The organism is Microcoleus sp. FACHB-672 (assembly GCF_014695725.1).
GTDB lineage: Bacteria > Cyanobacteriota > Cyanobacteriia > Cyanobacteriales > Oscillatoriaceae > FACHB-68.
Genome location: NZ_JACJOU010000023.1, coordinates 25,133 through 37,896 on the forward strand (window position 1 = coordinate 25,133; position 12,764 = coordinate 37,896).

The 12,764-nt window shown below is 48.7% G+C and carries 14 protein-coding genes; 5 read left to right on the plus strand and 9 right to left on the minus strand.

The window, feature by feature from the left end:
• Nucleotides 1-33: 33 nt before the first annotated feature.
• From H6F56_RS18975 to H6F56_RS19005, 7 genes are all read right to left on the minus strand, one after another.
• Complete coding sequence (locus H6F56_RS18975) at nt 34-267, minus strand: NAD(P)H-quinone oxidoreductase subunit O (protein WP_190671279.1); 234 nt, start codon at nt 265-267, stop codon at nt 34-36.
• A gap of 165 nt (nt 268-432) precedes the next feature.
• Nucleotides 433-1,371 carry a DNA-formamidopyrimidine glycosylase gene (locus H6F56_RS18980; protein WP_190671280.1) on the minus strand — a complete coding sequence of 313 codons (939 nt, stop codon included), beginning with the start codon at nt 1,369-1,371 and terminating at the stop codon, nt 433-435.
• A 3-nt stretch (nt 1,372-1,374) separates the two neighbouring features.
• Nucleotides 1,375-1,755, minus strand: a complete 381-nt coding sequence (locus tag H6F56_RS18985) for a photosystem I reaction center subunit IV (RefSeq protein ID WP_190671281.1) — start codon at nt 1,753-1,755, stop codon at nt 1,375-1,377.
• A gap of 168 nt (nt 1,756-1,923) precedes the next feature.
• Nucleotides 1,924-2,565 (minus strand): DUF6391 domain-containing protein, encoded by a 642-nt coding sequence (locus tag H6F56_RS18990; protein WP_190671282.1) that lies wholly within the window; start codon nt 2,563-2,565, stop codon nt 1,924-1,926.
• Between the two features lie 128 nt (nt 2,566-2,693).
• Nucleotides 2,694-3,464 (minus strand): MORN repeat-containing protein, encoded by a 771-nt coding sequence (locus tag H6F56_RS18995; protein ID WP_190671283.1) that lies wholly within the window; start codon nt 3,462-3,464, stop codon nt 2,694-2,696.
• Nucleotides 3,465-3,747: 283 nt separating this feature from the next.
• Nucleotides 3,748-4,503: an MORN repeat-containing protein gene (locus H6F56_RS19000; protein WP_190671284.1), complete on the minus strand. Its 756-nt coding sequence runs from the start codon at nt 4,501-4,503 to the stop codon at nt 3,748-3,750.
• Between the two features lie 521 nt (nt 4,504-5,024).
• Nucleotides 5,025-6,254 carry a hypothetical protein gene (locus tag H6F56_RS19005; protein WP_190671285.1) on the minus strand — a complete coding sequence of 410 codons (1,230 nt, stop codon included), beginning with the start codon at nt 6,252-6,254 and terminating at the stop codon, nt 5,025-5,027.
• A gap of 218 nt (nt 6,255-6,472) precedes the next feature.
• On the opposite strand from H6F56_RS19005, the gene gpmI reads away from it, so the two are divergent.
• The 4 genes from gpmI to H6F56_RS19025 all read left to right on the plus strand — a co-directional run bounded on the left by gpmI (nt 6,473) and on the right by H6F56_RS19025 (nt 9,919).
• Nucleotides 6,473-8,071 carry a 2,3-bisphosphoglycerate-independent phosphoglycerate mutase gene (gene gpmI, locus H6F56_RS19010; protein ID WP_190671286.1) on the plus strand — a complete coding sequence of 533 codons (1,599 nt, stop codon included), beginning with the start codon at nt 6,473-6,475 and terminating at the stop codon, nt 8,069-8,071.
• 94 nt (nt 8,072-8,165) lie between these two features.
• On the plus strand, nt 8,166-8,399 hold the full coding sequence (gene secG / locus H6F56_RS19015) for a preprotein translocase subunit SecG (protein WP_190671288.1): 234 nt from the start codon (nt 8,166-8,168) through the stop codon (nt 8,397-8,399).
• Nucleotides 8,400-8,419: 20 nt separating this feature from the next.
• The gene (locus H6F56_RS19020) at nt 8,420-9,265 is read left to right on the plus strand and encodes a peptidase (RefSeq protein ID WP_309236575.1); all 846 of its coding nucleotides are present in this window, start codon (nt 8,420-8,422) and stop codon (nt 9,263-9,265) included.
• Nucleotides 9,266-9,742: 477 nt separating this feature from the next.
• Nucleotides 9,743-9,919, plus strand: a complete 177-nt coding sequence (locus H6F56_RS19025) for a hypothetical protein (RefSeq protein WP_190671290.1) — start codon at nt 9,743-9,745, stop codon at nt 9,917-9,919.
• A gap of 487 nt (nt 9,920-10,406) precedes the next feature.
• Here H6F56_RS19025 and H6F56_RS19030 read toward each other — a convergent pair whose 3' ends face one another.
• The gene (locus H6F56_RS19030; protein ID WP_190671292.1) at nt 10,407-10,646 is read right to left on the minus strand and encodes a hypothetical protein; all 240 of its coding nucleotides are present in this window, start codon (nt 10,644-10,646) and stop codon (nt 10,407-10,409) included.
• A gap of 515 nt (nt 10,647-11,161) precedes the next feature.
• Between H6F56_RS19030 and rpoD the strand changes: the two genes are divergently transcribed.
• Nucleotides 11,162-12,337 carry an RNA polymerase sigma factor RpoD gene (gene rpoD, locus H6F56_RS19035; protein WP_190671294.1) on the plus strand — a complete coding sequence of 392 codons (1,176 nt, stop codon included), beginning with the start codon at nt 11,162-11,164 and terminating at the stop codon, nt 12,335-12,337.
• Between the two features lie 212 nt (nt 12,338-12,549).
• Here the strand turns inward: rpoD and H6F56_RS19040 are convergent, their stop codons facing one another.
• Nucleotides 12,550-12,702 carry a chlorophyll a/b-binding protein gene (locus tag H6F56_RS19040; protein WP_190671296.1) on the minus strand — a complete coding sequence of 51 codons (153 nt, stop codon included), beginning with the start codon at nt 12,700-12,702 and terminating at the stop codon, nt 12,550-12,552.
• Nucleotides 12,703-12,764: the final 62 nt, after the last annotated feature.

Below are 12,764 nucleotides of genomic sequence, written 5' to 3' on the forward strand. Positions count from 1 at the left end.
AGGTTCAAGGGCTTTAAGAGTAGCCGGTGGTGACTACTTGGTTTTTTGTAACTGATCGAGGCGCAACCAAAAGTTTGGAGTAGGCACTATGCCAAATTTGACGAAGGCATATTCACCGCGAATATCTACAACTTCACCGTCAGTTTCAAACATATAAGGCGGAAAGCGAGGATCGCTGGCTTGCGCTTCCAAGCTATTCTCTAATTTTTCGCGGACGGCGCGAACCAAGTCACCTCTTTTAATGGCTGCTTCTTTTTTATCTGGCATAGGTTGCTTTGTCGCCTTTGTTTAATGACTTTCTTTAAAAATTTTAAGCTGCTTGAGCACTCAGTTATCTTTGCTTGCTCTGATTCGAGAACAAGAAATGCCGGCAGTTCCTTACTTTTCTCCGCCTCTCCCCTACTCTCCCACTCAAAAGCTCAGGACTCTCCCTCACTCCTGACACTGAGGGCAAAAGTGGGAGGATCGACCGGCTAACTTAAGTCGCTCAAGGGGGGTGCTACAGACACGACAAGGTTGACCGGCACGATTGTAAACCCAGGCTACACCGGCATAGTTTCCGTTGATGCCTTGGACGTTAAGAAAGTTACTGAAGGTTGTGCCACCGGCTGCGATCGATGCTTGCAAAACCTGAATGACAGCATCATGTAAGCGTTCTATCTGTTGCCGGCTCAAATTTGCACATAGAGTTTCTGGGCGGATGCCGGCTTTAAATAAGGCTTCATCGGCATAAATATTACCCACACCGGCAACAATGGACTGATCAAGCAAAGCGGTTTTGATGGGGCGTTGGCGTCGCGCTAGCTTGCTGACAAAATATTCCAAGTCAAACTCAGCAGAAAAGGGTTCGGCACCCAGTAGCTTAAGGCCGGTGATAATTTCTTGGGGATTGGATAGGGGGGGCACCCACCACATTTGGCCAAAGGTACGCTGATCCACAAAGCGCAATTCTCGGTTGCCGGCGAAAAATAGGCGGACGCGGGTGTGTTTTTGTAAAGGGGTGTCTTGATCAAGCCACAATAACTGGCCGGTCATCCGCAGGTGAACACCTAGCCAGCCCGTTCCTTGAGCGCTGAGTCCTGAGTGCTGAGTGCTGAGTTTTAGTGAGGAAGACGGGGACTGCTCAATGCCCCTTGCCCCTTGCCCCTTGCCCCTTGTCCCCTGCAAATCATCTAGTTCAGCAAGCAAGTATTTACCCCGCCGGTGCCACTGGGCGAGGGTTTTCCCTTTCAGGCCGGTTAAAAAATCCTCAACAAAAAGAGGATGGGCGATGGTGCGAGCAAGCAACACATCCCCACCCAATATTTCTTGGCCCAGGGTCAATTGATTTAGACCCTGGCGCACTGTTTCTACTTCAGGCAGTTCAGGCACAACTTAGCGAGAATCAGTCCCTTGATTGGGGCTGCCTTCTACAACAGCACTGCCTTCGCCCGATTCGGGTTTAGCAGTTGACTTCGCTTCTGAGTTGACACCCGCACCCATACCCGTCTTGCGCTTAGCCTCATCGACAGGAGTTTGTTTGGTGCGTCCGACTGCCTCTCCGCCTTGCTTGGCTTTGCCTTTAGGCGCTGCAATCTCGACGACTTCGTTGGTTGCGAAGTTGTTCGTATTGACGCCGGCATAGTTGGGGTTGTTGAAACGAACGATGACCGAGTACTTGATGCCGCTTTGGTCGATAGAAGCGACCGTGCCCGTGTCTTGGAACCAATAGGACTCTTTACGGAGAATGCGAACTGTCGAGCCGCGTTGAACCATGAGTTTTTCTCCCTTTGTAATTGATATTTAAAGCACACAGCTAATTGCTTTTCAGCGTACTATCCCTGATAGACCCTTGGTTCACTCAATTCTTTAAGTTTTATTGCTATTTAGGGGCAAGCGTGGCTAGAACTTCCCTTTGTTATTGGTTTTCTGCCTCTGGCGCTCTCATTCGTTCCAGCGCACACGAACAAAATGGGCTGAACGTCCCCACAGATCGCGGGTGAGCGTAATGTCATCAATGACTAGATTGAAAGGAATGGCAGTAGTTACATATCGCTGGGCGACACTTCCCACATCTGGAGCCAACTGGGAAGCTGTTGTGGCTGCTATGCCCAAACCTATGAGTTGCTCAATAGGCCCTCGTGGCAACAGCAAATGGATGCCAACAGCAAGGCCGGCTGTCAGCAGCATTCCCACTGACAAATTCGTGCCGCAGCGCGGATGTACTGCCAGATCCCACTCGCCGGTGGTGATGCGCTGCAAGGCTCTTCGCACAGCCCGCTGAAGCGAAGCCGTACTTACATTGCCATACAGGTAAAATCCTGAGTCAGTAGACATCCCGCCCAACCCCTCATTATCGGCGGGTGATGCCGAAGCAATTCTGCTGGGTGCCGGTGAAGTCGGAGATTGACTCAACACCCAAACAGTCGCGTGTTCCAAGGCATGAACCTGCCGCAGCATTAAAAGTTCTTTTAACCCTGGAACAAACGCCAATTGCTTGAGTAAATCAGCATCTTGCGTGGGTTGAGGGACAAAATCAAAGGGAGACTGGCCCATCTGCGAAGAAGCAGAAGCGGCAGTTGTCATAGCAGCAAGCCTCCAAAACCTAATTCAGTAAAAGAAATCTCCCTCAACTTTAGCGCTGACAACTCGGAGCCGGTGCTAAATTTGAGGGGAGATTTTGTTTTTACCTTAAACGGTCGCTACCATCCTTATCATTTAGGCTTTTTCGGATCGAAGGGCTGGCCCTCACGGAACTCTCCCTGGAAGCGCTGACCGTTGGCTTTTACAAGCGACCCTCTGCCATGTGGTGCCGCACCGCGTAACTCTCCTTGGTAGCGGTCGCCATTTTTGTATCTACAGCTCCCTTTTCCATAGAGACGGCTATTGTAAAACTGTGCCTCGCATCGGGTGCCATCTGCGCGAGTGAATACGCCATTACCAAAAATAGCGCCGGCGAAAAATGCTCCCTCATAGCGATCACCGTTGGCAAAGATAAACCGCCCTTGACCATGTGGCTGGCTACTAACTTGACCACTGCTAATGTCTTCAACAAGTTGAAAAGGGCCTTCATAGCGGTCGCTATTATCAAAGGTGATTTTTCCGCTAACGATATTACCATCGCGGAATGTCCCCTCATAGCGGGCATTACTCGCCCCAAAAATGAAGACTCCTGTGCCATTGGGGCGACCGTTGCGAAATTCCCCTTCGTAGCGATCGCCACTTGAAGCATATACATATACCCCTCTGCCATTAGGCACACCATTGGCGAAGTTTCCTACATAGTTGTCGCCTGCATTTGCACCCGTACCGTAATTGCATTTCACAAACCCATTGGTGGTGTTTCCTTCGCAATAGGGAGGTTGATATTTTTCTCCTCCTCCGGCTTCTTGTGCAATAGCGGGGAAGGGACTCATATAACCGCTAATCTCGAAGACAAACGCCCCTAATATCATTAGTCCTAGTTTCTGAATTGAGTTAGGCATTAGGTAAAGTCCTCCCATCAGTTGTTACTTGTTATTGGTCAAGTTGATATGGACACTCCCATCTCGGCCACTTGTAAAAATGCGTTGGCGGGATGCCTAGAGTTTGTTTTAAGTTAGTCACAAGAAAGTAAAAAGCCAAATACTTTCTTTTTAAATTTTAATTTTTAATTCGAGCGACCTGAAAAAAATAATCCAACTTTATAGATACTGTCATAAAATACAGTATCCCCATGTGGAGCAGGGTTGGGTTCAAAAGCAACTAAAGTCTCTGCCATCCTGATAATTAAGGCTTTTTTGGATCGAAAGGTTGACCGTTGCGGAATTCTCCCTGGTAGCGCTGACCGTTGGCTTTTACAAGTAGCCCTCTGCCATGAGGCACTGCGCCGCGTAACTCTCCTTCATAACGATCCTTGTTTGGGTATCTGCAACTGCCTTTACCGTCTAGCTCATTATTGTAGAACTGCGCTTCACAGCGGGTGCCATCTGTGTGAATGAATACGCCATTACCAAAAATAGTACCCCCGAAGTATTCTCCCTCAAAGCGAGAGCCGTTGGCGAAGAAATATTTGCCTTGGCCGACCGGCTCAAAACTCAGGTCTTGCGGCTGCCCTTGAGCGTCAACAACGATTATGAGATTAATGCGTCCTTCAAAGCGATCACCAGTAGATAAGAAGAATTTTCCACTTGTGATAAAACCTTCGCGGAACACTCCCTCGTAGCGTGTATTATCCTTGCCAATATATACCCCGGTGCCATGAGCCTTGCCGTTGCGCCACTCTCCGTCATATCGCTCGCCCGTGGGAAATACAAATATCCCTCTGCCGTTGGGTAGACCATTAGCCCAGCCTCCTACATAGTTTGCACCCGTCGCGTAAGTACATTTCACCGGGCCGTTGCTGGGATTACCTTTGCAGCGTGGACGTAGATAATTATTTTCTTGTTGGGCTACTGATGGGGCGCTATGAGTGGCATAACCGGCCATCTCAAAGAGCAATGCCACTACGATCATCATCCCTAGTTTCTTGATTGAGTGAGGCATAGTTCAGTTTCTCCAATCTGTTATTAGTTGTTGTTAAGTGGGTAGGAACAAAAGCTAGTATGATTTTTCCTTCTTAAAATTTAATTTTTAATGTTGATATTTGGCGAGCTGAGAGAAATAATTCAACATCCAGGCGACACTCATAGAGCGATATATTTTACTATTCTGAACGATGAAATTCAAAGGCCACAAATCGATACCGCTAATTGCTAAATAAAGGTTGTCCAGAGAAAGCCTAATAAGCCTGCCGAGCAGAAGGAAATATCAAACAGCAACCGTCGTAAGAAAACTAAGGTTCCCGATTTCCATTAAGGCTTTTGAAAATGGCTCTGAAACCTTGAGGGGCAAAATCTGCGAAAGCGAGTTCCCCACACCGACTCAAGAGAGTTAACACATAGATCCACAACTTTAGACAGTTACCTGATGTTAATGACATCGCCACCTGCCTAAAGTTGTATTAATGTGAGTCATCCAAGCAAGAGGGGACTGAGTAGCAAAGCTGAAAAATTAACAGCAATGTCCTAAGAGATTGCCCCTGGTGCCGCTGCCGGTGCGACGGGTTTTTCCCCAATCGATTTAGGAACCTCTATGCCCTTCTCCTCTAAAATCACGACCGGCTCTGCACCTTCAGTCATTTCCACCCGTTTAACGAGTACCTGGCCATTAGAGAGCCGTTGTCCAACTTTGACATATCGACTCGCAGCTTCATCCGGTGCTTTTACAATAATCTGAGTCTCTCTACCCACTTGGACAACGCCAGTGACTTCCACCGCTCTCGCGATGTCTGGCTGCGGCGGTGGCGGTGCTGCCGGCGCGGCGGGTACTGGGGGAGCCGGGGGAAGCTGAGGGCCAATTGCCACCGGCAACTCTGGCAGTCCCGGCACTTGCCGAGTCGGTGCGCTGGGTAGTTTAGGTGGTGTAGGTGGTTTTGGGCGCGAAGCTACGGCAGCAGGGGGTTTAGGCGGAAGTTGAGGGCCAATTGCCACCGGCAACTCTGGCAGTCCCGGTACTTGCCGAGTCGGTGTGTTGGGAAGCCTAGGCGGTGAAGGCGGTTTCGCCTGCGCTGTATTTGCGGGACTTGTACGACCGTTTTGTGCTCTATTTGCGGGACTTGTACGACCGTTTTGTGCTCTATTTGCAGGGTTTGTGCGACCGTTCTGCGCTGTATTTGCGGGGCTTGTGCGAGCGTTTCGATTGGGGAGATTGGGTCCAATTGCCACCGGCAACTCTGGCAAACCAGGAACTTGTCTGCCCGGTGTGCCTGGAAGTTGAGGGACTCCTGTTGCAAGGCTTCTGCGATTGGGCTGAGGCAACCCAATCCCCGGCAAATCACCTGGCAGTGATGCGACAGTCTGTGATTTCAGTTCCGGAAGCTTGGGTAATGCCGGCACGTTTTGCCCACCGGCTGCGGCGGTTTTTGGCGGTGTCAGGGGTTGAACGGCAATACCGGCAAAGGGGTTTGTCCGACCTGTCTGCACCAGCTTTGTCCGTTGTTCTGCGGAGGTAGACGGTGTGATGCCGGGTGGTGGGCCAATAGCGGGTGATTTTTCCGCTATTGGCGGCTTGGTGGTTGCCGGTGCTTGAGCCGTGGCGGCTGGAGACTGCCCTGGAGTTGCTGCTGGGGTCGCTGCTGCTGGGGTGGCAGCCGGCGATGGGGTGGCTGGCTGGCTACTTTGATCGCCTGATCCTCCACAGCCACTTAATAAAAGTACAAGAATTGCTACCGACACCCTCATTGATGGTCTACGCATAATGGCTCACCCACACAAGCTTTAATTTTACGAGAGCTTATATATCATAAGATGCTATCATTATAAGTTGATTTACTTCTATTGATAGAGAATTTAAAACAACGATATTTGTAAGTGTTTTAGGATTTTTGTAAGAGTTTATTCCATAAGAGAGGTTAAGAAAGTAAAGGTCAATGATATGATGAGGGCGAAATTGCTGAACTAAACGGTAACTGATTATGGCCCAAGCACCTGTATATCCGGTGGTGCTAGTCATTTTAGACGGTTGGGGCTACCGTGAGGAAACTGACGGTAATGCGATTGCCCTAGCCAACACACCCGTGATGGACAGCCTCTGGGCAGCCTATCCGAAAACGTTAATCCGCACTTCCGGGAAAGCCGTAGGCTTGCCAGAAGGCCAAATGGGCAATTCCGAAGTGGGTCACATGAATATTGGTGCCGGTCGGGTTGTCAAGCAAGAATTGATGCGGATTTCTGATGCGGTTGAAGATGGCTCGTTGCTGAGGAATCCAGCCCTATTAAAAGTTTGCCAAGAAGTGCGGGAATCGGGCGGCAAGCTGCATTTGGTGGGTCTTTGCTCAGAAGGAGGTGTGCACTCCCATATCTCCCATCTGTTTGGATTGTTAAAGCTAGCAAAGGCTCAGGGCATTTCAGAGGTTTGCATCCACGCGATCACAGACGGTCGGGATACTTCGCCAACAGAGGGAATCCAAGCGATTGGGCAAATTCAAGATGCGATTGAGCGTATTGGAATTGGGCGAATCGTCACCCTTAGTGGCCGGTACTACAGTATGGATCGCGACCACCGCTGGGATCGCAACAAACGTGCTTATGATGTGATGACTCAGGATGGCCCTGGAGATGGCCGTTCAGCTTTAGAGGTCTTGCGAACTTCTTACAACGAGGGAATCACAGACGAGTTCATTGCGCCGGTTCGGCTCGCACCCGGAGCAGTGGAAGCCAAAGATGGGATGATTTTCTATAACTTCCGCCCAGACAGGTCTCGGCAGCTTACTCACGCCTTTGTTAGCGAGAATTTTAACGGCTTTGAACGCGAACTCATTCGTCCCTTGTCGTTTGTGACCTTCACCCAATATGATTCGGAACTGCCGGTGTTGGTCGCCTTCGAGCCGCAAAACCTGACTAAGATTTTGGGAGAAGTGATTGCCGAAAACGGTCTACGGCAGCTTCGCACTGCAGAAACGGAGAAGTACGCCCACGTGACGTATTTCTTTAATGGGGGTCTCGAAGAGCCGTTTGAGGGCGAGGATCGAGAGTTAGTGCAAAGTCCGATGGTGGCCACTTATGACCAAGCACCGGCAATGTCGGCGGAGGCTGTAACGGATGTGGCCAGCGCAGCCATTAAAAAAGGTATCTACTCGCTTGTGGTGATCAACTACGCCAACCCCGATATGGTGGGGCACACCGGCCAAATAGAACCCACGGTCACAGCCCTTGAAACGGTGGATAAGTGCCTCGGTCGCTTGCTGAGCAGTATCATTGGTGCCGGCGGCTCCGCCATCATCATTGCTGATCACGGGAACGCTGAATGTATGCGAGATGATGCTGGAAACCCCTGGACAGCTCACACCACAAATCCGGTGCCCTTTATCTTAGTAGAAGGGGAGGGGTTGAAAATTCCAGGGCACGGAACCGAAGTTTCTCTGCGAAGCGATGGCTGCTTAGCTGATATTGCTCCGACTATTTTAGAAATTTTGAAACTGCCTCAACCCTCCGAAATGACTGGCCGCTCTATGATAGAGCCAGTAGAATTTGAATCCCGCGCAAATCGCACGCCAGTGCGGATTCGTCTATAAGATGGAAATCGGTAAATGAGTCATAAGTCATTCATCATGAGTTGCTTATGACCCATTACTGATTAACCATTACTGATTAATAACTGACAACACCATGACCATTGTTAGCTTTTTGCAGATTATCTGGGCCTTGTCCGCACTTGGCTTGATTGTATTTGTGTTGCTGCACAGCCCCAAAGGTGATGGCATCGGGGGCATTGGCGGACAAGCCCAACTTTTCACAAGTGCTAAGAGTGCTGAAACCTCGCTCAACCGCATTACTTGGGGTCTCAGTATCATTTTTATGGGCTTAACGGTGATTTTGAGCGCCGGGTGGCTGGGCAAATAAGTCAGCTGACGAACATTTTTTTGTCCCTTGTCTCTCGTAACCGGCAAAGGACAAGACTGGTATTTCTGGCCACCAGCACAGTCTGGCTCGTTATCTTGATTAATATCACTCTCTCAGCTGCCGCCCCCACCGGCAGCTGTTATGGTGTTTTAGGGAAAGAAACAGCGATCGGGGCGCAGCAATGCCACCCACAGGCCGGCCTGGCAAATCGGATCTTAAGCTTAGAAGAGACAACATCCCCACCGGCAGCCTTACCGCCCCTACAGACGCACCCCCTGCCCCCCTCGCTAGCTCAGTGGCAAGATCCGACTGGCAGCGGCGATTATTTCTCCGAGGTGAAATCTCTGCCCGTTGGGTATCTGATCTGGTCGCGATTTCCGGTTAAAGTTTTTATCGAGTCAACCGCCTCTCCCTCATCCCAGCAGTGGGCTAACGCTGTCTTGCAAGCGGTGCGGGAATGGAGCGTATATTTACCCTTAGACATCGTCAAAGACTCGGAAACGGCAGATATTGCGATTTTGCACCGGCGTCCCCCCTTGCGAATGTCTCCTGATGGCAACCTACCCCGCGCTCGTTCTGCTGAAACCCGCTATGAGTTTTATATCAGCCACGAAGCAGACTCACGGGCAATGCTGTGCCACCGCTTCACAATCTTGTTAAGCCCTAACCAGGCTGGTCCATACATTCAAGCAGCCGCCCGTCACGAACTTGGCCATGCTTTGGGACTCTGGGGCCATAGTCCCCTGGAAACCGACACTCTCTACTTTTCCCAAGTTCGCAACCCACCCTCCATTTCCGCTAGAGACATCAACACCCTTAAGCGGATTTATGAGCAACCGACTCGCTTGGGCTGGTCTGTGGATTAATATTTGTCTTGATTTAGATGGATATATACCCTGAGCGAAACAAAAAGTGAAAAAAAGGCACCAAGAGAAAGGCGCACTTTGTCGCTGATTAACTTGCGATTAGCATAAAAAGTAGCAAGGAAAAAACAAGACTCTTTTGCTTTTTTTTAAAATTTCTGTGTAGATTTAGAAGCCAATTAAGCATTTGCCGATCTTCGCGCTACAATATCTTGCTTATATCCGGATCAGTAAAGCATCGGCTGGCTGCTTACCGGCTCAGTTTTTAAAGTTAGGCTAGGGTTTTTGTCACCTTGGTAAAATATCTGAGGTGTCTAAGCAGTCGGTAGCGGTTTATTTTAGAAGGAATGGGTAATATAAGTAATAGCGAAGAGGCGACTTTCTTCTCTTAGCCTCTAAATGGCTGTTTGCCCTCCCTAATTAGCAATAGAAGTGTGCTGCCGGTCAGAAAAACCTGATAAACCCCGATTTGTGCTGGGAGTGACATCCAATAAGACTCTTTTATTTTTCACCGATTACAGATCCCCCCAAGCTTGTTTTGAAGGGAGTGTTCAACCTTCCTTTTCAAAGCCGGCACAGCGATTTGAGCCGCCAAGGGTGCGGGAGAAGCACGCTCAACCAACTCTTTTTGAGGCAAAAATTCCAGGATTGGGATGAGAAATGTTAAGTTCTGAAAGCTACCCACTGTCAACTATCAAAAGGATTCATTAGAATAGCGGAAAGTAGTGGGCTTAAGTATCCGGTTCAGCGATCCTGTCTCAATTAAAAATAGGGATGAGGATTGTAACGAACCAGAGCAAAAGACGCAAGGATTAAAGAGGCGTCGGGGAATTGACCCAAAAAAGCCCTCTCCAGTGGGTACTTCAGAGACTTCCCCAGTTAAGACTGCTAACAAGCGGTTGGGTTCAGACGCTTGAAAAGGAGACATTTTCGCAGGGATGGATATAGTAAGTTAGCGCACATTGTGCCAGTTTCTCGCCTTCTCGGTCCTTAAAAACTGGCATCCTACCCACCCAAGCAAAATTGGATGAGGTACTTAGGGGAAAGCACGATGAATTTTGTCAAAAATTTAAGTAGTATTTAACAGAATGCAAGACACGGCCTAAATGAGTTAAAAAGGGGTGGTGAACCTGGGCAGGATGGTTCAAAACAGAAGTTGGCGGATTGAGACATCTACTGAGTTCTTGTGGCTAACACGCTGCCGGCACCAACACTCCAACTCTCCCACACCCAATTTGGGTTGATTTAATGACTGAATGCTGTGACTGCGATGCTGCACTTCTGGATCGCATGAAGAGGCAATTGTAGAAAGCAGTTTGAAAGTATCTACTGCCGATCCCACCAAACCGGCTTGATTAAAGCGCAAAGTGCGTATGAAGTTCAAGGATACAGGGTAAATATGGGTGCATTAATGATTATCGGTTTCCTGATCAACTCAGATGGCAAAACCGAATGGCTTTTTTACCACTGACTTGCTAGTGGAATTAGAACGCAACGGTGCAGCGAGATTCTCATTTCAGGATCGCGCTTTTCCAAATACCTAGCATCTTGCACACTTTTCAAGAGTTCAACTGAGATGACATGGTTGATGTAAACCAAGCTAGCTTGGCAGGACTCTCCGAAACTACAATTAAGCCAACAAAGTAGCGTGCTATTTTTGTGAAAAAGGCTACAATCGGAGAGGTCTGAGCAAGATTCAACCTTTACTTATCCCACACTCGCTATATGCCGGCATATATGGTGGCGGCGAAGGGATTTATCTTCCAGTTAACTAGCCCGCAGTTGTTCAAGCCATTGAGCGCTTGTAAAAAGCTGTAACCGGCTATTTTGTATAAAGCTCTATTGAGCACAAGCTATCTAGTTATTGATTGTTTCATGAAGGAGCATGAGGAACGCAGCATGACCCAGGCTAAAAACGTACTTGCAACCCTTGATCAGCCTGAGCTGGAAACTTTTACCCAGCCTGAGATCGAGTTAGAAGATCTTTTAATTGAAGAAGCAGAAGATGAGTTGATTGGTGCCGACTCCGGCGATCAAGAAGCCTTTCTAGATGCTCAGTCTGATGATGAGGACGCGAAGTCTGGGAAGGCTCGCTCTGGCCGGCGGAAAGCCCAGGCTAAGAAAAAGCATTATACAGAAGACTCGATTCGCCTCTACCTGCAAGAAATCGGCAGAATTCGACTGCTGCGTGCAGACGAAGAAATTGAGCTGGCACGTAAGATTGCCGATTTGCTTGAATTAGAGCGTGTGCGAGAGAAACTCTCTGATGACTTAGCTCGGATTCCCAAGGATGCGGAGTGGGCTGAGGCTGTGAAGATGCCATTGCAAGACTTTCGTCGTCGCCTGCATTTAGGCCGGCGCGCAAAGGAAAAAATGGTGCAGTCTAACCTCCGGTTGGTGGTTTCGATTGCGAAAAAGTATATGAATCGAGGTCTGTCATTCCAAGACTTGATTCAAGAAGGCAGTCTGGGTTTAATCCGGGCGGCTGAGAAGTTTGACCACGAAAAAGGTTATAAATTCTCGACCTATGCGACTTGGTGGATTCGTCAGGCAATTACCCGTGCAATCGCCGATCAGTCGCGCACCATTCGTCTTCCCGTTCATCTTTACGAAACAATTTCTCGAATTAAGAAAACCACCAAATTACTTTCCCAAGAAATGGGTCGCAAGCCCACGGAAGAGGAAATCGCCACTCGCATGGAGATGACCATTGAGAAATTGCGGTTTATTGCCAAGTCCGCGCAGTTGCCAATTTCTCTGGAAACTCCTATCGGGAAAGAAGAAGACTCTCGCTTGGGAGATTTTATTGAATCTGACGGAGAAACCCCGGAAGATCAAGTTGCTAAAAATCTACTCCGGGAAGACCTTGAAAGTGTCCTCGACACCCTCAGCCCTCGCGAACGTGATGTTTTGCGTTTGCGCTATGGCTTGGATGATGGGCGCATGAAGACGTTGGAAGAAATCGGTCAAATATTTAACGTCACACGCGAACGAATTCGGCAGATCGAGGCAAAAGCATTGCGGAAGTTGCGCCACCCCAATCGCAATAGCATTCTCAAAGAATATATTCGCTAGTATCGCTAATGGTTAATCGCTGAATAATTAGTGATTAGTCATTAGTAAATTAAAAAAAAACTGGGCGTTCCCTTTGGAATTCCCAGTTACTTTTTTTTGGAGATTGTAGAGATTGATAAACTGAGTGTGGGCTACATCGGCACTCTTAGCGCATAGGATTTTTCGGCCTTACAAGAGATGAATGCAATTTGATATTACGAGGTTTTGAAGAATTAGATTAAGCCCCAGAAGTGAAGCAAACCTTTTCCCGTTACCAATTCCAGAATCATTGCGCCGGCAAAGCCAATCATTGCCAGACGACCGTTCCAGTTCTCGGCACCGGGGGTGAAGCCAAAGCGCCAAGCGTTGCGATTTTCTTTTTCCATGAAGATGAATGAGCTTTAGCTACATTTTTTTAAGTTGTGTAAATAAATGTAACAAATAATCT